The sequence below is a fragment of the Ensifer sp. ENS03 genome, from assembly GCF_014852035.1.
GTDB classification, from domain to species: domain Bacteria; phylum Pseudomonadota; class Alphaproteobacteria; order Rhizobiales; family Rhizobiaceae; genus Ensifer; species Ensifer adhaerens.
The window spans coordinates 346,645-364,973 of record NZ_JACVAV010000004.1; the positions used below are offsets into that span (position 1 = coordinate 346,645).

Annotated in this window: 17 protein-coding genes; 11 read left to right on the forward strand and 6 right to left on the reverse strand. The window is 62.9% G+C overall.

Annotation, left to right across the window (positions count from 1 at the left end; genetic code table 11):
- The first annotated feature begins 3 nt into the window (after positions 1-3).
- The 8 genes from IB263_RS18030 (at position 4) to IB263_RS18065 (ending at position 9,688) form a co-directional block, all read left to right on the forward strand.
- Positions 4-2,220, forward strand: coding sequence for a primosomal protein N' (locus IB263_RS18030; protein WP_112983406.1), 2,217 nt, complete (start codon positions 4-6; stop codon positions 2,218-2,220).
- 138 nt (positions 2,221-2,358) lie between these two features.
- Positions 2,359-2,745: a DUF4345 domain-containing protein gene (locus tag IB263_RS18035; protein WP_113081103.1), complete on the forward strand. Its 387-nt coding sequence runs from the start codon at positions 2,359-2,361 to the stop codon at positions 2,743-2,745.
- A gap of 257 nt (positions 2,746-3,002) precedes the next feature.
- Positions 3,003-3,569, forward strand: a complete 567-nt coding sequence (locus IB263_RS18040) for a F0F1 ATP synthase subunit delta (RefSeq protein WP_034802509.1) — start codon at positions 3,003-3,005, stop codon at positions 3,567-3,569.
- A complete protein-coding gene (atpA, locus tag IB263_RS18045) occupies positions 3,569-5,098 on the forward strand; it encodes a F0F1 ATP synthase subunit alpha (RefSeq protein WP_034802507.1) in 1,530 nt (509 codons plus the stop codon). The genes IB263_RS18040 and atpA overlap by 1 nt, the downstream gene beginning before the upstream one ends.
- 27 nt (positions 5,099-5,125) lie before the next feature.
- Entirely contained in the window at positions 5,126-6,007 is an 882-nt protein-coding gene (locus IB263_RS18050) for a F0F1 ATP synthase subunit gamma (RefSeq protein WP_034802504.1), read from the forward strand.
- A 24-nt stretch (positions 6,008-6,031) separates the two neighbouring features.
- Positions 6,032-7,549: a F0F1 ATP synthase subunit beta gene (atpD, locus tag IB263_RS18055; protein WP_034802502.1), complete on the forward strand. Its 1,518-nt coding sequence runs from the start codon at positions 6,032-6,034 to the stop codon at positions 7,547-7,549.
- Positions 7,550-7,669: 120 nt separating this feature from the next.
- Positions 7,670-8,071: a F0F1 ATP synthase subunit epsilon gene (locus IB263_RS18060; RefSeq protein WP_034803086.1), complete on the forward strand. Its 402-nt coding sequence runs from the start codon at positions 7,670-7,672 to the stop codon at positions 8,069-8,071.
- A gap of 189 nt (positions 8,072-8,260) precedes the next feature.
- The gene (locus tag IB263_RS18065) at positions 8,261-9,688 is read left to right on the forward strand and encodes a mannose-1-phosphate guanylyltransferase/mannose-6-phosphate isomerase (protein WP_192438793.1); all 1,428 of its coding nucleotides are present in this window, start codon (positions 8,261-8,263) and stop codon (positions 9,686-9,688) included.
- Positions 9,689-9,774: 86 nt separating this feature from the next.
- Here the strand turns inward: IB263_RS18065 and IB263_RS18070 are convergent, their stop codons facing one another.
- Positions 9,775-10,878, reverse strand: a complete 1,104-nt coding sequence (locus IB263_RS18070) for a saccharopine dehydrogenase family protein (protein WP_192438794.1) — start codon at positions 10,876-10,878, stop codon at positions 9,775-9,777.
- Between the two features lie 125 nt (positions 10,879-11,003).
- On the opposite strand from IB263_RS18070, the gene IB263_RS18075 reads away from it, so the two are divergent.
- Positions 11,004-11,435 carry an Lrp/AsnC family transcriptional regulator gene (locus IB263_RS18075; protein ID WP_034802493.1) on the forward strand — a complete coding sequence of 144 codons (432 nt, stop codon included), beginning with the start codon at positions 11,004-11,006 and terminating at the stop codon, positions 11,433-11,435.
- A gap of 36 nt (positions 11,436-11,471) precedes the next feature.
- On the opposite strand, the gene IB263_RS18080 is transcribed toward IB263_RS18075, so the two are convergent.
- Positions 11,472-12,386 (reverse strand): DUF6030 family protein, encoded by a 915-nt coding sequence (locus IB263_RS18080; RefSeq protein WP_246811033.1) that lies wholly within the window; start codon positions 12,384-12,386, stop codon positions 11,472-11,474.
- Between the two features lie 283 nt (positions 12,387-12,669).
- Here IB263_RS18080 and IB263_RS18085 point away from each other — a divergent pair, with 283 nt between their 5' ends.
- Complete coding sequence (locus tag IB263_RS18085; RefSeq protein ID WP_060586429.1) at positions 12,670-13,575, forward strand: aminoglycoside phosphotransferase family protein; 906 nt, start codon at positions 12,670-12,672, stop codon at positions 13,573-13,575.
- Between the two features lie 330 nt (positions 13,576-13,905).
- A complete protein-coding gene (locus IB263_RS18090; protein WP_090295342.1) occupies positions 13,906-14,655 on the forward strand; it encodes a F0F1 ATP synthase subunit A in 750 nt (249 codons plus the stop codon).
- Positions 14,656-14,695: 40 nt separating this feature from the next.
- Here IB263_RS18090 and IB263_RS18095 read toward each other — a convergent pair whose 3' ends face one another.
- From IB263_RS18095 to IB263_RS18110, 4 genes are read right to left on the reverse strand one after another with little or no spacing between them, the layout of a single operon-like run.
- Positions 14,696-15,547 carry a metal ABC transporter permease gene (locus IB263_RS18095; RefSeq protein ID WP_034802483.1) on the reverse strand — a complete coding sequence of 284 codons (852 nt, stop codon included), beginning with the start codon at positions 15,545-15,547 and terminating at the stop codon, positions 14,696-14,698.
- Positions 15,544-16,404 carry a metal ABC transporter permease gene (locus tag IB263_RS18100; RefSeq protein ID WP_034802481.1) on the reverse strand — a complete coding sequence of 287 codons (861 nt, stop codon included), beginning with the start codon at positions 16,402-16,404 and terminating at the stop codon, positions 15,544-15,546. Before IB263_RS18100 ends, IB263_RS18095 begins: the two co-directional genes overlap by 4 nt.
- Positions 16,401-17,336 (reverse strand): manganese/iron ABC transporter ATP-binding protein, encoded by a 936-nt coding sequence (locus tag IB263_RS18105; RefSeq protein ID WP_034802478.1) that lies wholly within the window; start codon positions 17,334-17,336, stop codon positions 16,401-16,403. The genes IB263_RS18100 and IB263_RS18105 overlap by 4 nt, the downstream gene beginning before the upstream one ends.
- Entirely contained in the window at positions 17,333-18,238 is a 906-nt protein-coding gene (locus IB263_RS18110; protein WP_034802475.1) for a metal ABC transporter substrate-binding protein, read from the reverse strand. Before IB263_RS18110 ends, IB263_RS18105 begins: the two co-directional genes overlap by 4 nt.
- Between the last annotated feature and the right edge of the window lie 91 nt (positions 18,239-18,329).

Below are 18,329 nucleotides of genomic sequence, written 5' to 3' on the forward strand. Positions count from 1 at the left end.
AAAATGACTCGCGATTCAACCGATTTATTCGGCGATTTGCTCGGGCCCGTTTCGGCCCGTCGCGTCGTGCCGGTCCTGGTGCCCATGCCGGCGCCGAAAGCCTATTCCTATGCGGTTCCCGACGGCATGGCGGTCGAACCGGGCTCGATCGTGCAGGTGCCTCTGGGGCCCCGTCTCGTCGTCGGCGTGGTCTGGGATGGCGACGACGACGGGAGCGTCGATGCCAAGAAACTCAAGACGATCGAGAAGGCTTTCGACTGCCCGCCGCTGACGCGCGACATGCGGACCTTTCTCGATTGGGTGGCCGCCTATACCGTCACGCCGCCGGGGCTGGTGGCGCGTATGGCGCTCCGCGCACCGGCGGCGTTCGATCCCGAACCGATGGTGGAGGCACTGCGTCTCACCGAGATGCGGCCGGAGCGCATGACGGCTGCGCGCGAGCGCGTAATCGCTGCCGCCAGTGACGGTTTTTCCTGGACTCGCTCGGGGCTGGCGCATGCCGCCGGCACGTCGTCGAGTGTGATCGAAGGGCTAACCCAGCAAGGCGTCTTCGAGACCGTCTTCATGGCGCCGCCGCCTGTCGTCGCCTTGCCAGATCCCGATTTCACCGCGCCCCGGCTCGAAGGCCCGCAGAAGGATGCGGCCGCCGATCTGCTGGCAGCGGTAGAGGAGGGCGGCTTCTCGGTGTCGCTGATCGACGGCATCACCGGATCCGGCAAGACCGAGGTCTATTTCGAGGCGATCGCTGCGACCCTTCGCGCCGGCAAGCAGGTGCTGATCCTGCTTCCCGAAATCGCGCTGACGTCGAGCTTCCTCGAGCGCTTCCAGGATCGTTTTGGCGCCAAGCCCGCCGAGTGGCATTCGGACTTGGCTCCCCGCACCCGCGAAAAGGTCTGGCGCCAGGTGACCACAGGCACCGTCCGCGTCGTGGCCGGCGCCCGCTCGGCGCTGTTCCTGCCCTTCGAGGAACTGGGCCTCATCATCGTCGACGAAGAGCACGACCCTGCCTACAAGCAGGAAGATCGCGTCTTCTACAATGCGCGCGACATGGCGGTCGTTCGTGGTCGCATCACCGGCTTTCCCGTCGTGCTCGTCTCGGCGACGCCGTCGCTCGAAAGCCGGGTCAATGGCGATGTCGGCCGTTACAAGCCGATCCACCTGCCGACCCGTTTCGGCGATGCGGCGCTGCCGCGGCTCGGCGTCGTCGACATGCGTCAGCACCCGCCGGCACGCGGGGGCTTTCTGTCGCCGGTGCTCTTGAACCAGGTCGGCAAGGCGGTCGAGCGTGGCGAACAGGCGCTGCTCTTCCTCAATCGTCGCGGCTACGCACCGCTGACGCTCTGCCGCGTCTGCGGCCATCGCTTCCAGTGCCCGGATTGTTCGAGCTGGCTCGTCGAGCATCGCTTCCGTGGGCAGATCCAGTGCCACCAGTGCGGCTATTCCGAGCGCACGCCGGAAGCCTGTCCGGAATGCGGCACGCTCGATCATCTGGTGGCCTGCGGGCCGGGGGTCGAGCGCATCGCCGAAGAGGTGGAGCGGCATTTTCCCGAGGCGCGCACCATCGTGCTTTCTTCCGACCTGATGGGCGTCAAACGGTTGAGGCTGGAGCTTGAAGCCATCACGCGTGGCGAAGCCGATATCGTCATCGGCACGCAACTCGTCGCCAAGGGACATAACTTCCCCCTGATGACACTGGTCGGCATTGTCGATGCGGATCTGGGTCTTGCGAACGGCGATCCGCGTGCGGCGGAGCGGACCTTCCAGCTGCTCTCGCAGGTGACGGGTCGTGCGGGCCGAACGGGTCTCAAAAGCCTCGGCTTGCTGCAGACCTATCAGCCGCAGCATCCGGTGATGCAGGCGATCGTTTCCGGCGATGCCGACGCCTTCTACGACCGCGAGATCGCCGAGCGCGAGAAAGCGCTGCTGCCGCCTTTTGGCCGGCTTGCCTCGCTGATCGTTTCGGCCGACACGCGCCAAGATGCCGAGGGCCACGCGCGCGGCTTGCGGATGGCCGCCCCCCGCACCGAGGGTATCAGTATTCTCGGTCCGGCCGAGGCGCCGCTGGCGCTGGTGCGCGGACGGCATCGCTTCCGGCTGCTGGTGCATGGCCGGCGCAACAGCGACATGCAGGCCTTCGTCAAGGCGATGATCGCCGCCGGTCCCAAGGAGCGCGGCTCGATCAGCGTCCAGCTCGACATCGATCCCCAAAGCTTCCTGTAGTTCAAGTTTCCTGTGATCGCCGCATTCTGAAGCCCGTGGGCGATTCACAACCGGGGCGACATGCGCTAGAGGTCAGGGACGCATTGCTCCGGCCGACGACGGGGCAGCATGACAACGGGCTCATCTGCGGGAACGGGCATGGAGTTTTATATTCCGACGGAAACCGGCGAGTTCCTCGCCTTCTGCGCGGCGGCGGTCGCAGCGTTGATCGGCGTCGTCATGCTGTTTGCTCCGCGGCTGACATTTCGCGCAGCCGGCCTCGGTATTGCCGAGGGGCGGCGCGGCGGCCTTGCCGAGGCGCGCTCGACCATGGGCGGCATGCATGTGGGGCTCGGTCTTGCCGCCATTCTGCTCGCCCAGCCGATGGTTTATCTCGCTGTCGGCGCGGCCTTTGCGCTCGCCGCCTTCGGCCGAATCCTCTCGATGATGAGCGACAACGGCAGCACGCTCTACAACTGGGCGGCGCTCATCGTTCAGGCGGCACTCGCCATCCTTCCGCTCGCCTATGTCTTCGGCATGATCTGATTGCGATTGCGGGCTTCCCCGCGATTCACAGCGCAGGACCGAATTTACGGCAAAATTCGGCCAAAGGTGGCCGACTTATGCCGCATTACTGCCCTTCGCGTGTTGCGAGTCCAAACATCCTATGCTAGACGAACCGCGAATTGCGGGGGAAGTGGGTCGCCAGGCCTCGATATCCTGCAAATTATTGCAGCAAATTCAAGACCTTAAGTTGACGGCCCACCGCCAGCGCAGTTCTTGGATGAAATTGAGAGAAGCTTGTGCCCGTGGCAGACACATCCCAGCTTATTTCCGGTGTTGCAGAAAGATATGCGTCCTCGCTTTTTGAACTCGCGCTCAGCGCCGGTTCGGTCGAGGCAGTCGGTGCGGATCTTACCCGCGTCCAGGCCCTGATCGACGGCAGCGACGATCTGAAGCGGCTGATCGCCAGCCCGGTCTTTTCTGCAGACGACCAGTTCAAGGCCATTTCGGCAGTTGCCGCGAAGGCTGGCATCTCCGGGCTCGTCGGTAACTTCCTCAAGGTCGTTGCCCGCAATCGCCGCCTCTTCGCGCTGCCGGGCATGATCAAGGCGTTCCGCCTGATCGCCGCGCGCCATCGTGGCGAAATTTCTGCCGACGTCACGTCGGCCCATGCGCTCTCCGCGGCGCAGGAAACTGAATTGAAGGCGACGCTGAAGAGCGTCACCGGCAAAGACGTGGCGGTCAACGTCACCGTCGACCCGTCTATTCTTGGAGGTCTGATCGTCAAGGTCGGGTCCCGCCAGATTGACACTTCCCTTCGCACCAAACTCTCTACCCTTAAGCTTGCACTGAAAGAGGTCGGCTGATGGATATCCGCGCCGCGGAAATTTCCGCAATTCTCAAAGATCAGATCAAAAATTTCGGCCAGGAAGCAGAAGTCTCCGAAGTCGGTCAGGTGCTTTCCGTCGGTGACGGTATTGCCCGCGTCTACGGCCTCGACAATGTCCAGGCAGGCGAAATGGTCGAATTCCCGGGTGGAATTCGCGGCATGGCGCTGAACCTCGAAGCCGACAACGTCGGTGTCGTTATCTTCGGTTCGGACCGCGACATCAAGGAAGGCGACACCGTCAAGCGGACTGGCGCCATCGTGGACGTTCCGGTTGGTCCGGAACTGCTCGGCCGCGTCGTCGACGCGCTCGGCAATCCGATCGACGGCAAGGGCCCGATCAACGCCAAGCAGCGCTCGCGCGTTGACGTCAAGGCTCCGGGCATCATTCCGCGCAAGTCGGTGCATGAGCCGATGTCGACCGGCCTCAAGGCCATCGACGCCCTCATCCCGGTTGGCCGTGGCCAGCGCGAGCTCGTCATCGGCGACCGCCAGACCGGCAAGACCGCGATCATCCTCGACACGATCCTCAACCAGAAGGCCATTCACGACAATGGTCCGGAAGGTGACAAGCTGTATTGCGTCTACGTCGCAATCGGCCAGAAGCGTTCGACCGTTGCCCAGTTCGTGAAGGTTCTGGAAGAGCGTGGCGCTCTGCAGTACTCGATCATCGTTGCTGCGACCGCTTCCGACCCGGCTCCGATGCAGTACCTCGCACCGTTCGCCGGTTGCGCGATGGGCGAATACTTCCGTGACAACGGCAAGCATGCCCTGATCGGCTACGACGACCTGTCGAAGCAGGCTGTTTCCTACCGCCAGATGTCGCTCCTGCTGCGCCGCCCGCCGGGCCGCGAAGCTTACCCGGGTGACGTTTTCTACCTGCACTCCCGTCTGCTCGAGCGCGCTGCAAAGCTGAACGACGACATGGGCGCTGGCTCGCTGACGGCTCTGCCGGTCATCGAAACGCAGGGTAACGACGTTTCGGCGTTCATCCCGACCAACGTGATCTCGATCACCGACGGCCAGATCTTCCTCGAAACCGACCTGTTCTACCAGGGCATCCGTCCGGCCGTTAACGTCGGTCTGTCGGTTTCGCGCGTCGGCTCGGCCGCGCAGATCAAGGCGATGAAGCAGGTTGCCGGCTCGATCAAGGGCGAACTCGCCCAGTATCGCGAAATGGCCGCCTTTGCGCAGTTCGGCTCGGACCTCGACGCCGCTACGCAGCGCCTGCTGAACCGCGGTGCCCGCCTGACCGAACTCCTGAAGCAGCCGCAGTTCTCGCCGCTGAAGACGGAAGAACAGGTCGCTGTCATCTTCGCAGGCGTCAACGGTTACCTCGACAAGCTGCCGGTCAACCAGGTCGGCAAGTTCGAGCAGGGCCTGCTTTCGTACATGCGTTCGGAAGGCAAGGACATCCTGGAAACCATCCGCAAGGACAAGGCGATCTCCGACGACGTCAAGGGCAAGCTGAAGGCTGCAATCGACAGCTTCGCCAAGTCTTTCGCCTGAGCGGATTTCATTTAGGACGGATAACGGATGCCTTCACTTAAGGATCTGAAGAACCGGATCGCCTCCGTCAAGGCGACGCAGAAGATCACCAAGGCGATGAAAATGGTCGCCGCGGCGAAGCTTCGGCGCGCGCAGGAGGCGGCCGAGGCCGCCCGGCCTTACTCGCAGCGTATGGCTGCCGTTCTCGCCAACATCGCCCAGGCGGTTGGCGCGGACGACAGCGCGCCTGCGCTGATGACCGGAACCGGCAAGGACGATACGCACCTTCTGGTCGTCTGCACGGCTGAACGCGGCCTTTGCGGCGGCTTCAACTCGCAGATCGCCCGTCATGCCCGCGACCACGTTCGCAAGCTGCTTGCAGCCGGCAAGACGGTCAAGATCATCTGCGTCGGCAAGAAGGGCTTCGATATTCTGCGCCGCGAATACGCGTCGCTGATCATCGATCGTGTCGACCTGCGTGAGGTCAAGAAGATCGGCTTTGAAAACGCCGACCAGATTGGCCACAAGATCATCGCGCTCTTCGAAAAGGGCGAGTTCGATGTCTGCACGCTGTTCTATTCTGAGTTCAAGTCCGTTATCGCCCAGATTCCGACGGCTCAGCAGCTGATCCCCGCTTCGGCCGGCCCGGTCGCAGCGGAAGCATCGGATGCTTCGGCTGTCTACGAATATGAGCCGGACGCGGGCGCGATCCTCAGCGATCTCATTCCGCGCAACATTTCGGTGCAGATCTTCCGGGCCTTGCTCGAGAACGTCGCCGGCGAAATGGGCGCCAAGATGAGCGCGATGGATAACGCGACGCGCAATGCTGGTGAGATGATCAACAAGCTGACGCTGAACTACAACCGTCAGCGCCAGGCTCAGATCACCAAGGAACTCATTGAAATCATCTCGGGCGCGGAAGCGCTCTAAGGTCACGAGAAGAGGGTAAGGATTATGGCTAAGGCAGCTACCCCGAAAGAAACCGCAGCGGAGAAGAAGCCCGCTGCACCGAGGAAGGCAGCTTCCGCCAAGACCGCAGCAGCAGCCGCAACCGGCGCTGTCGGTCGCGTAACGCAGGTCATCGGCGCCGTCGTCGACGTCGCGTTCGATGAAGGCCAGCTTCCGCAGATCCTGAACGCGCTGGAAACCGACAACAACGGTAACCGCCTCGTTCTCGAAGTCGCACAGCACCTCGGCGAAAACGCCGTCCGTACGATCGCCATGGACTCGACCGAAGGTCTCGTCCGCGGCCAGTCGGTCACCGACACCGGCGCACCGATCACGGTTCCGGTTGGCGACGAAACGCTCGGCCGTATCATGAACGTCATCGGCGAGCCGGTTGACGAAGCAGGCCCGCTCGTCACCTCGGGCAAGCGCGCCATCCACCAGGAAGCGCCGTCCTACGTCGAGCAGTCGACGGAAGCGCAGATCCTCGTCACCGGCATCAAGGTCGTCGACCTTCTCGCTCCTTACGCAAAGGGCGGCAAGATCGGCCTCTTCGGCGGCGCAGGCGTCGGCAAGACCGTTCTCATCATGGAACTGATCAACAACGTCGCCAAGGCGCACGGTGGTTACTCGGTGTTCGCAGGCGTGGGTGAACGTACCCGCGAAGGCAACGACCTTTACCACGAAATGATCGAGTCCGGCGTTAACAAGCACGGCGGTGGCGCAGGCTCCAAGGCTGCCCTCGTGTACGGCCAGATGAACGAACCGCCGGGCGCCCGCGCTCGTGTCGCTCTGACGGGTCTGACGATCGCTGAAGACTTCCGCGACAAGGGCCAGGACGTTCTGTTCTTCGTCGACAACATCTTCCGCTTCACCCAGGCAGGTTCCGAAGTGTCGGCTCTGCTCGGCCGTATTCCGTCGGCCGTGGGTTACCAGCCGACGCTGGCGACCGACATGGGTCAGATGCAGGAACGCATCACCACGACGACCAAGGGCTCGATCACCTCGGTTCAGGCCATCTACGTTCCGGCCGACGACTTGACCGACCCGGCACCGGCAACCTCGTTCGCCCACCTGGACGCAACGACCGTTCTGTCGCGCTCGATCGCCGAAAAGGGTATCTACCCGGCCGTTGACCCGCTCGACTCGACCTCGCGCATGCTCGACCCGATGATCGTCGGCGAAGAGCACTACGAAGTGTCGCGTAAGGTGCAGACGACCCTGCAGCGCTACAAGGCGCTCCAGGACATCATCGCCATCCTGGGCATGGACGAACTGTCTGAAGAAGACAAGCTGGCCGTTGCCCGCGCTCGTAAGATCGAACGCTTCCTGTCGCAGCCGTTCTTCGTCGCCGAAGTCTTCACCGGTTCGCCGGGCAAGCTCGTCGCTCTCGAAGACACGATCAAGGGCTTCAAGGGCCTGGTCAACGGCGAGTACGACCACCTGCCGGAAGCTGCCTTCTACATGGTTGGCTCGATCGAAGAAGCGATTGAAAAGGCCAAGAAGCTGGCTGCCGAAGCCGCTTGATAGCACTGTTAAGCCTCGGCGCTGCACAAGCGCCGAGGCTTTCATCCTGTCCTTTCGCAAGGATAGGGAAGACATGCACAGCCGCCTCTCAGGTGGCGCGCCCACAAGAAGTGAATGGTCATGGCCGATTTCAACTTTGAGCTTGTTTCCCCCGAGCGCCTGCTCGTCTCCGAAAAGGTGACGGAAGTCGTCATTCCGGCGACCGAGGGCGAGATGACCGTGATGGCCAATCACGCGCCGACGATGACGACGGTGAAGCCCGGCGTGGTCACGGTGAAGCTGGCCGACGGCAAGACGGAGCGCTTTGCGGTGTTTGGCGGCTTTGCCGACATCCTGCCGACCGGCTGCACGCTGCTCGCCGAATCCGCCGTTCATGTCGATGAACTCGACCGCACGGCTCTCGAAAGCCGTATCGACGCGGTTCGTGCCGAGCTGGAAGGCGCCGGCGACGAAAAGAAGACCCGTCTGGAGCAGTTCGTCGCCGAACTGACGAAGCTCGGCGAGATCGTGATCCCGGCCTGAAAGGGACACCCGGAAGGGTGAAGCGAATGAGAAAGCCCCGCCTTCGAGCGGGGTTTTTTGTTGCCCGGTTGAACGCCGCCGCCCGATCGGACGAAGGAGCCTTGGCCTTTGTCGTCTGTTTCAGCGATTTTTCACCACCGTTCCTGTATTGCTCGCTGATTACACAGCCTATCAAGAAGGGCCGCTGGCATGACGTCGAAGATAGTTCCTGTCATCATGGCGGGGGGAAAGGGCACGCGTCTCTGGCCGCTCTCGCGCTCTGCTGCGCCAAAGCAATTCCTGCAGATCTTGTCGGATCGCTCGCTGTTCCAGCAGACGTTGGAACGGGTCAGCGATGCGGCGCGATATGAGCCGGCCATCATCGTCACGAACAGCGATTTTCGCTTCATCGTCGCGGAACAGGCCCGTGCGATCGACGTTCTCGTTGGCGACATCCTGCTGGAGCCGGTGGCCCGCAATACGGCGCCGGCGCTCGCCGCGGCTGCCTTCTCGATCCTCGACCGTTTCGAGCCGGACGCGATCATGCAGGTGCTTGCCTCCGATCACCAGATCGATGCGGGCCCGATCTATCAGGAATGCATTCAGACGGCACATGCGGCAGCCCTTGAAGGCGAGTTGGTGACGTTCGGCATTACCCCCTCTGAGCCGGCCACCGGTTACGGGTACATCGAGTGTGGCGCGCGACTGACGGCGGGTACGAACCGGGTGGCGCGCTTCGTCGAAAAACCCGATCGGGCCAAGGCCGAAGCGATGATCGCGACCGGCCGCTATCTCTGGAACTCCGGCATGTTCATGCTGCCGGCCACGCGCTTTGCCGATGAGCTGAAACGATTTGCGCCTGAGGTTTTCGATGCGGCAAGGGCGTCCGTCGAGGGTGCCCACAAGGATCTCGATTTCACCCGGTTGCAAGCGGACCATTTTGCCGCGGCGCCGGATATCTCCGTCGACTACGCCGTGTTCGAGAAGACCGAACACGCCGTGGTGGTGCCGTCGTCCTTTCTCTGGTCCGATCTCGGCAGCTGGGATGCTGTCTGGAAGACGGGGCGCAAGGATACTGACGGCAATGTGGTCACGGAACGCGCGACCGTGCTCAACACGCGCAATTCGCTGGTGCTGTCGCGCGACATTCATCTGGCCGTTCAGGGACTTGAGGATGTCGCCGTCGTTGCCGGCGAGGATGCGGTCTATGTCGGTCGTCTGGACGACAGCCAGAGCGTCGGCAATATGGTCAAAGTGCTGGCCCGGTCGCCGCGCACGGCCGTGCTCACCGAGACCCATCCGACCTCCTACCGCCCCTGGGGCGCGGTGGCCGCGCTTTCCGACGGCGAGCGCTTCTCGGTGAAGCGGCTGCGTGTGACGCCCGGCAAGAAAATCTCCCTGCAGAAGCACCATCACCGCGCCGAGCACTGGATCGTCGTGCGCGGCACGGCGGAGGTCACCATGTGCGGCGAGACGCGGCTCCTGCACGAGAACGAGTCGGTGTTCATTCCGCAGGGCACGGTGCACCGGCTGCACAATCCGGGCAAGATTCCGCTGGAGCTGATCGAGGTGCAGACCGGCTCCTATCTCGGCGACGACGACACCGTTCGCATCGAGGACGAATTCGGCCGCAACTAAGCGCATCGCATCGTTGCCGGACCGTGAAACGAAAAATGCCCGGGCTGAACCCGGGCATTGAAGTCGGCGCATCAGGACTGATTGGCTCAGCCGGCGACGCGCGCGCTCTCGCCCTTCTGGGCGTAGTAGTGACCGAAGCGGTTGGCGAGGAAGGTGTCGAGGCCGATGTCTTCCTGACGAACGAAACCCTTCTGGGCGATCTTGCCTTCGGCGAGCAGATCGAGCACGGCGCAGATGCTGCCGGCCGTGGTGATCTGGATGCCGCTCTGCATGCGACCGGCAACGACGCCGCTATAGACCTTGTTGGCGTAGGTTTCCTGGATCAGGCGACCGTCGCGGAAGCCCGAAACGGTGACGAAGATCACGACGACGTCCTGGGTGGTGGTCGGCAGCGAATTTTCGAAGATGTCCTTGAGGACTTCGCGGCGGTGACGCAGGCCGAGGTCGTTCAGCAGCGCCTTCATGATGGCGGCGTGACCCGGGTAGCGGATTGTCTTGTAGTTCAGCGTGCGGACCTTGCCCTTCAGCGTTTCGCAGAGCGTGCCGAGGCCGCCCGAGGTGTTGAAGGCTTCGTAGGTGACGCCATCAAGCGAGAATTCTTCGCGCTCTTCCATGGCCGGAACTTCGATCAGGTTGCTCTCAACGATCGCCTCGCAGGGCTCGATGTATTCGTTGATGACGCCGTCGGTGCTCCAGGTGAGGTTGTAGTTCAGAGCGTTCGACGGGTACTGCGGCAGGGCGCCGACGCGCATGCGCACGCTTTCCAGCGTCTGGAAGCGGCTGGCGAGATCGTTGGCGACGATCGAGATGAAGCCCGGTGCGAGGCCGCACTGGGGGATGAAGGCGGTGTTCGCCTGGGCGGCGATCGCCTTGACCTGGCGGGTGGATTCGACGTCTTCGGTAAGATCCAGGTAGTGGATGCCGGCTTCGGCAGCGGCTTCGGCGATTGCGACCGTCAGGTGGAACGGAGCGGCGCTGAGCACGGCGAACTTGCCGGAGAGAAGGGCGACGAGCGCCTTCTTGTCGCCGATATCGACGGTTGCCGTCGTGATCGCGGCATGCTTTTCGACCTGTTCCAGCTGCTCGGCGGCGCGGTCGGCGACGCAGACGCTGTAGTCGCCGGTGTGGGCCAGCATGCGAGCGATGGTGGAGCCGATCTTGCCTGCTCCGATGACGACGATATTCTTCATTCTTTCCCCCGGGGTATGAGAACTGTTTGTGTCTCTATTGTCGAGGGAGGGGCTGTTGATTTGAAGCGCTGATATGACTAAATCGCCTATCTAAATTCGGCAAATTGCCCAACAGGACAGACGAAATGCAGATCACCGACAAGGATCGCGAGCTTCTCGCCATCTTGAGCGAGAACGCCCGCATGCCGACGGCGACGATTGCCCGAAGGCTTGGTCTGTCGCGCACGACGGTGCAGGCCCGTATCGAGCGGTTGGAGCGCGAAGGCATCATCGCCGGCTATGGCGTGCGCCTCTCGGAAAGCTACGAGAAGGGGCTGGTCAAGGCGCATGTGCTGATCACCATTGCGCCGCGGGCGCTCTCGCGCGTGACCCCGGAATTGAGCGCCATCCGGGAAATCCAGACGCTGCATTCGGTCAGCGGCAGCTTCGACCTGATCGCCGTGGTCGCCGCGATGTCGATCAGCGAACTCGACCTGCTGATCGATCGGATCGGCGAAATCGACGGTGTCGACCGGACGCTGTCGTCGATCATCCTCTCGACGCGGATCGACCGCTAGGCCGTCCTTCGGCTCAAGCGACAAGCGACGCGGCCGTCAGGGTGGGCTAGCGGACGGCGCGGATTCCTCTTTGTTGCTACCCGTTCCGTCGGGCACCTTGGCTGGAGCGTTCCAGGCGCTCGGTCCCCGAACGAAACTGCGCAGGCTGCCATCGCCATAGGCGAGCCACTTGCTGCGGTCGAAATATTGTTCGGCAATGTTCTTTGGGCGGGCGCGGGCGGGTTGATTGGCGAGGAAATTGTAGCGCTGCGTCTCCTCGTCGGATTCACGCTTGAGCTGGATGCGGCTGCCGAAGCGCTTGAGGTCGAATTCTCTCAGCGCCTGGATCTGCAAGGTGACGCTGGCCGCATCCGCCCAGCGCACGTGGTCGAGGAACACGGATGCCGCGCGCGCCGCCGCCGTCGTCACCGCCTGGCTGTCCTCCTGGCGCTCGATGTTGAGCTTGACCCGGAACGATGAGATCTCTTCCTCGCCGCTGCCCTTGACGAAGATGAAGATCGAGGAGGGTTTGTCCTCGCCCGGCCGGGGGAAGGAAATGAGCGAGGAGCATTCCCATTGGGCCTGTTCGCCGGCGCTCGATTTCCATTCGAGTTCCCGAAACCCGGCGTCGCGCAACTCGTCGCAAAGCGCCTTGGGGTCGCTGCGGATGGCGCGCAGGAACGGCTGCTCCGGCGTCTGCAGATCCTGGAAGGTCCAGGCGGGCAGGGCGATGCGCGGTGGCACGCGCCTCGCGCGCTTCGTGCCCGTCGTCTCGTCTGGTTTCCCCCGTTCGAGGAAGGTCGTCGGCAGGCCGAATGCGAGCAGAACCCTTTTCAGATTGCGCTGCTCGTTGGCGAGCAGGGCCGTCGCGACGATGGCGGTGACGATCAGCAGCAGGGCCACGACGAAGAAGCGCAGACCGGTGCTGCGGGCCGGCTTGCCGGCGGGCGTCTTGCCCTTGGCCGTGCTCATGCAGCCTCGCCCGCCCGATGATGGGCGATGAGCTGCGGAGCCTCCAGCGAAGGGTGATCGGTCTGCCGGGTTTCCATGATCTCAGGCTAGCAAGATGTCCAAGCTTTCTTCATCCTCGAAATCCGTCGCGGCGGCAATATGCAACCGCCGATAACCGCGCGGCGACTGTTGCATCTCGGTACAACGCGCCGGTGAATGGTTGTCGGCGTGAACTAAAAAGTTGAATCCGGAAGCGATTGCATAGCTTGCGTCCGCAGACATTCAAACGGGGCGTATGTTCGTCATGACAGAGCCGACATCCGCAACTCCCTCGATCGACGTACCACTGGTGCGCCGGCTGCTCGCGGCGCAGTTTCCGCAATGGTCGGAACTCGACGTACGGCCGATCGAACCGGGCGGCTGGGATAACCGGACGTTTCGCCTCGGCGACCGGATGACCGTCCGGTTGCCGAGCGCCGAGCACTACGTTTTGCAGGTGGAAAAGGAACATCGCTGGCTGCCGCTGCTGGCGTCGCAACTGCCGCTGCCCATTCCGGTGCCTCTCGGCAAGGGCGTGCCGGGAGAAGGTTTTCCCTGGCCCTGGTCGGTCTATCGTTATCTCCCCGGGCAAACACTGGCTGTCGAGCGGGTCGACGATGTCAGTCAGGTGGCGAAGGACCTGGCGCGGTTCCTGCGCGCGCTGATGCAAGCGGATGCCATCGGGGCACCCTTGCCCGGCGATCACAATTTCCATCGCGGCGGGCCGCCCGCCTTCTATGACGCGCAGACGCGTCAAGCGCTCACGCTGCTTGCGGACAATGTCGATACGACAGTGGCAGCAGAGGTGTGGGAGGCCGCACTTGCCGCGTCGTTCGAAGGAGCGCCTGTCTGGTTTCACGGCGATATCGCCTGGGGCAACCTGCTGGTCGAGAACGACAGCTTGAGCGGCGTCATCGACTTCGGCACCTCCGGCGTCGGGGATCCGGCCTGCGATCTGGCGATCGCCTGGACGTTTTTCGACGGCGAGAGCCGCGAGGTTTTCCGCGACGGCATGGCTCTCGATCGCGGCGCTTGGGCGCGCGGCCGCGGCTGGACCCTGTGGAAGGCGCTGATCGTCCTTGCCGACATGACTGGCGCGCCCGCGAGCGAAAAGGCAAAGCAGCGCGTGGTGATCGACGAGGTGCTTGCGGATCACCGTCGCTACGGCTGAGACCGGTTGGGCGGCGGCCAAGCGCCGACTTGACCCCGGCGCAAATTGCCTCTAGGTCAGGCGCACGCGGGACGACCCGCGTCGGTGTTTCGCCTGGGGACGGCCCCATTATCTCGACCGAGATATTGGAGACGATCGTACCATGCAGCCCCGTAGCCCGCGGCACGTCCGCGTGACCAATTCCTTCATCGAGCAGCCCGATTGCCCCGCCGGAAGCCATCGTTTCGTGGAACGATCTCGGCCGCCGATCGCTTTCCCAACATATTGAAGCGCGCAGGTGGCCGCCTGCGCGCGCCGCCGCCGTTTCATCACCAACGCACGAGGTTGATGATGGCCGGACCCATCGAACAATTTGAGATCAAGTCGCTCTTCCCGATCGCCGAAGTCGGCGGCCACCAGATCAGCTTTACCAACTCGGCCGCCTACATGGTGCTGACGATCGCGATCGCCAGCCTCTTCCTGATCCTGTCGACCAGGAGACGCGGCCTCGTGCCGAACCGGGCGCAATCGGCGGCCGAAATCCTCTACGAGTTTGCGGCGAAAACACTGCGCGACAATGCCGGCGAAAAGGGCATGCGCTTTTTCCCGCTGGTCTTCTCGCTGTTCATGTTCATCCTCACCGCCAACCTGATCGGCATGTTTCCCTATGCCTTCACGGTAACGAGCCATATCGCCGTCACCTTCGCGCTGGCGATGCTGGTGTTCCTGACGGTCACGCTCTACGGCCTCTACCGGCACGGCCTCGGCTTTCTCAGGCTGTTCATGCCCTCAGGCGTGCCGTTGATCCTGGCACCGATCATCATCCCGATCGAGGTGGTCTCCTACCTGTCGCGCCCGGTCAGCCACTCGGTCCGTCTGTTCGCGGTCATGCTCGCCGGTCATATCACGCTCAAGGTTTTCGCCGGCTTCGTCGTGGGCTTGAGCGGTTTCGGCGCGCTGGGCATTCTGGCGGCGATCATGCCCCTGCTGATGACGGTGGCGTTGACGGGGCTGGAGCTGCTGATGGCCCTGATCCAGGCCTATATCTTCACCATGCTGACCTGCATGTATCTCAACGACGCGCTGCATCCGAGCCACTGAAATAAGGCAAGGAGGCTCCCCGCCAAGGGGAGCCTTTTTTTCATTCGGCCGCCACGCGCCGGGCTTCGTTTCGGTAGGTCCGCCAGGACGACCAGGCGAAGGCCATCAGGAACATTGCGGTCATCAGGAGCACGATGGTCGGCGCCGGCGCGCTGTCGATGAAGAAGGACAGATAGACGCCGGTGAAGGACGCCGTCATCGCGATCAGCACGGCGACGATGAGCATCATGCCCATTGTCCGGGTTATCAGGAAGGCGATGGCGCCGGGCGCGATCAGCATGGCGATGGCGAGGATCAGCCCCACCGCCTTCAGCGCACCGACAATCGTCAGCGACAGGATCGCCAGCAGCCCATAGTGCAGCCAGTTGACCGGCAGGCCGACCGCCTTGGCCTGGGCCGGGTCGAAGGCATGCAGCAGGAAATCCCGCCACTTGACCGCGAGGATGCCGGCGGCGACGAGCGCGATCACGCCGGTCTCGACAATGTCCGGCCAGCCGATGCCGAGCATGTCGCCGAAGAGGATGTGATCGAGGTGCACGTCGCTCTGGATCTTGGTGTAGAGCACCAAGCCGAAACCGAACATGCCGGAGAAGACCACGCCCATGACCGTATCCTGCTTGATGCGGCTGTTTTCCTTGAGATAGCCGGTGAGCAGCGCGCAGGACATGCCGGCGGCAAAGGCACCGACGGCGAGCGGCAGGCCGACGATGTAGGAGATCACCACGCCGGGAAAGACGGCATGTGAGATCGCATCGCCCATCAGCGACCAGCCCTTCAGCACCAGGAAGCAGGAGAGCATCGCGGTCGGGATCGCCACCAGCACCGAGATCAAAAGCGCGTTGCGCATGAACTCGAATTCGAACACGGCAAGCATCATGTCGAGCGAGATCATCGGCCGGCCTCCACCGGTTCGGCGCCGCGCCGGCGCGCGGCCAGAAGCCCGTGCTTCGGGGCAAAGACGAAGGCCGTCAGGAAGATCAGCGTCTGCAGCACGATGATGATGCCGCCGGTGGCGCCATCGAGGAAATAGCTGAAATAGGCGCCGAAGAAGCTCGTCAGCGTGCCGATGGCGACGCTGATGAGGATCAGCCGCGGAAAACGATCCGTCAGCAAATAGGCGGTGGCGCCCGGTGTTACGACCATGGCGATGACGAGAAAGGCGCCGACGGTCTGGAGGGCCGCGACCGTGCAGGCCGAAAGCAGCGTGAAGAACAAGACCTTGAGGAAGGTCGTCGGGATGCCGATCGAGCGGGCGTGGCTCTCGTCGAAGAAGGTCACCATCAGGTCCTTCCACTTGGCCGTCAGGATGATGAGCGAGACGATGCCGATGATCGCCAGTTGCAGCGTGTCGGCGGGCGTGATCGCCAGGATGTTGCCGAGCACGATCGTCTGGATGTTCACCGACGTCGGCGACAGCGAGACCATGAAGAGGCCGAGGCCGAAGAAGGAGGTGAAGATCAGCCCGATGATCGTGTCTTCCTTGAGCCTTGTGCGCTGATTGAGAAACAGCATGGCGCCGGCGGCAAGGGCGCCGGAGAAGAAGGCGCCGAGCGAGAAGGGCAGGCCGAGCATGTAGGCGCCGGCAACGCCGGGCACAATCGAGTGCGAGAGCGCGTCGCCGATCAGCGACCAGCCCTTAAGCATCAGATAGGAGGACAGGAAGGCGCAGACGCCGCCGACCAGTGCGCTCACCCACATGGCGTTGAGCATGTAGCCGTAGGTGAAGGGTTCGGAGAGCGTGGCGATCATTTGCCGTTCTGTTCCCCGTTGGTCTCGGGCTTTGCCGGTTGCGCCACCATGCGGTCCTTGTCGCCATACATGACGAGCGGACGCTCGTCGTCGGTGATGACGGCAAGCTGGCGGGGATCGGCGTCGTCGTGCAGGCTATCGCCGCCGAGCACGAAGTGCCGCAGCACGCCACCGAAGGCGAGCTCGAGGTTCTCGCGGGTGAAGGTCGTCTCGGTCGGGCCATAGGCGAGCACGGTGTTCTTCAGAAGCACGGTGCGGTCGCAGAATTCCGGTACGCTGCCGAGATTGTGGGTCGAGACCAGCATGACCCGGCCCTCGTCGCGAAGGCCGATCAAAAGCCGAATGATCGCGTCCTCGGTTTTGACGTCGACGCCGGTGAAGGGTTCGTCGAGCAGGATGACCTTGCCGTCCTGGGCAAGGGCGCGTGCGAGGAAGACGCGCTTCTTCTGGCCGCCGGAGAGTTCGCCGATCTGGCGCTTGCGGTAGTCGCTCATGCCGACGCGGGCAAGGGCTGCCTCGACCGCTTCGTGATCGACTTTCTTCGGGATGCGCAACATGTTCATGTGGCCGTAACGGCCCATCATGACCACGTCCTCGACCAGCACCGGGAAGTTCCAGTCGACTTCTTCGGCCTGCGGCACATAGGCGACGAGGTTTTTCTTCAGCGCGTCCGGCACGGAAAGACCGAGGATCGCGATCTCGCCGCGCGACAGGCGGGCAAAGCCCATGATCGCCTTGAACAGCGTCGACTTGCCGCTGCCGTTGACGCCGACGAGCGCAGTGATCGTGCCGGTCGGGATCTCGAAGCTGGCGTCACGCAGCGCCCGCAGGCCGTTGCGGTAGGTGACGGTGGCACCCGCGACGCGGATGCCGCTTCCTTGCTCACCGGAAGAAGGTGCTGGCCCGGAGCGCGTCTTCACCTGAAGGTTCATTGTGCAAGACCCTTGGCGATGGTTTCCGATGTGACGCGCAGCAGGTCGACATAGGTCGGAACCGGGCCGTCCGCTTCGCTCAAGGAATCAACGTAGAGCACACCGCCGTATTTTGCACCGGTCTCGCGCGCCACTTGTTCTGCCGGGTCCGGCGAAATCGTGCTTTCGGAGAAGACGACCGGGATATGGTTCGCCCGGACGGCGTCGATCACCTTGCGGACCTGCTGCGGGGTACCCTGCTGGTCGGCGTTGATCGGCCAGAGATAGAGTTCCTTCATTCCGAAATCGCGGATCAGGTAGCTGAAGGCGCCTTCGCTCGAGACCAGCCAGCGCTTGTCCTCGGGGATCTTGGCGATCTCGGCGCGGATCGGTGCAATGGTCGCCTCGATCTTCTGCTTATAGGCCTCGGCATTGGCCTTGTAGGTCTCGGCATTATCAGGGTCGTACTTCACGAAGGCGTCGCGGATGTTGTCGACATAGATCAACGCGGCCGATGGCGACATCCAGGCATGCGGATTGGGCTTGCCGGTATAGGGGCCCTCGGCAATGCCCATGGGGTCGATGCCGGTCGAGACGACGACACCGGGAACATCGTCGAAGTTCTGGAAGAATTTCTCGAACCAGCGCTCCAGGTTCAGGCCATTCCAGAGGATCAGCTTGGCGTCATGCGCCTTCAGGATATCGCGCGGCGTCGGCTGGTAGTTGTGGATCTCGGCGCCCGGCTTGGTGATCGATTCGACGATGGCCGCGTCGCCCGCGACGTTCTTTGCCATGTCGGCAATGACCGTAAAAGTCGTCACTGCCTTGAATTTCTCCTGCGCGTAAGCGGCGCCTGGAACGAGCGCAATGGCTGCGACGGCCGTCATTGCCGCCAGGATCGCGCGCCTCGTCTGATCGATCATTCTCTACTCCCAGATGTTGATGCTCACAGGAGTAGGGGAATGATTTGCATAAGTCAATGCAAATGAGAAGCATTCGCAACTAGCTATTTTC